The organism is uncultured Campylobacter sp., assembly GCF_938017705.1.
Taxonomy (GTDB): Bacteria; Campylobacterota; Campylobacteria; order Campylobacterales; family Campylobacteraceae; genus Campylobacter_B.
In genome coordinates this window covers 1-1387 of sequence record NZ_CALIIS010000085.1, presented here as the reverse complement: position 1 = coordinate 1387, position 1387 = coordinate 1, and the positions used below count along the sequence as shown (strand labels likewise).

1 pseudogene is annotated in these 1387 nt (G+C 47.4%); it reads left to right on the top strand.

The features are described from left to right. Nucleotides 1-1230 (top strand): annotated as a pseudogene (locus Q0605_RS04130) (DNA-directed RNA polymerase subunit beta); the annotation flags it as partial. Between the last annotated feature and the right edge of the window lie 157 nt (nt 1231-1387).

The window sequence follows — 1387 nt, the reverse complement described above, 5'->3', positions numbered from 1 at the left end:
AGGGAGCATCACGATAGGCTTTTGATGCTCGATCGAGAAGAGATGTTAAAGGTAGTGGCGCTTCTTTCTAAAAGCGCTTTGCAAAGCGATCAAAGCCTAAATAAAAAAGATTATAAAAAGGGCGATAAGGTTAAAAAAGAGGAGCTTGAAAGCTCCAACCGCTTTACGTTAAATTCCTTCGTCAAAGGGTATTCCAAGAATGTTCAAAAGGAATACGAGGAGCTTAAAAACCACTTTCAAAACGAAAAGCGTAAGCTCAAAGAGGAGCACGACGAAAAGATCGAAATTTTAGAAAAAGACGATATCTTGCCAAGCGGCGTCGTTAAGCTCGTAAAGGTCTATATCGCGACTAAGCGCAAGCTAAAAGTGGGCGATAAGATGGCGGGTCGCCACGGAAATAAGGGTATCGTCTCAAACATCGTCCCCGAGGTCGATATGCCGTATCTGCCTAGCGGACAGCGCGTGGATATCGTGCTAAATCCTCTCGGCGTTCCAAGCCGTATGAATATCGGCCAGATAATGGAGAGCCACCTAGGTCTTGTAGGTTGGCGCTTAGGCGAGCAGATCGCTAAAATTTTAGAAGAGAAAACGGGCGAATGGATAAAAGCCCTTCGCGCCAAAATGATTGAGATCGCAGGCGTTTCCAAACTAATGCAGGCTAAAAAAACGCTTGAGAAGATCAGCGACGAGGATCTTTTAAAATACGCTAGAGACTGGGCGAAAGGGGTTAGATTTTCCGCTCCGATATTCGAAGGTATCGTGCCGGAGGATTTCAAAAGGCTATTTGAGATGGCAAATATCGATCAAGACGGCAAGACCGAACTTTACGACGGCCGCACCGGCGAAAAGATCAAAGAGCGCGTAAACGTGGGCTGCATGTATTATCTTAAGCTGCACCACCTAGTCGATGAGAAGGTTCACGCAAGAAGCACCGGTCCTTACAGCCTAGTCACGCAGCAGCCGGTCGGCGGCAAGGCGCTATTCGGCGGTCAAAGATTCGGCGAGATGGAAGTTTGGGCTCTGGAGGCATACGGCGCGGCATACACGCTTCGCGAAATGCTAACGATCAAATCCGACGACGTCGATGGACGTTTGGCTGCGTATAAGGCGCTAACAAAAGGCGAAAACGTTCCGTCCACCGGAATTCCTGAGACATTTTTTGTTTTAACAAACGAGCTTAAATCGCTTGCTCTGGACGTTGAAATTTACGAGAATGGAGAGAATAAATGAGCGATAATGCAAATTTAGAAAGAATAGAGATCAAAGAGGACGCCAGAGTCCACGATTTCGATGCGTTTGCAATCAGGCTTGCTAGTCCCGAGCAGATCAAAGCCTGGAGCCACGGCGAGGTAAAAAAGCCGGAGACTATCAACTACCGCACGCTCAA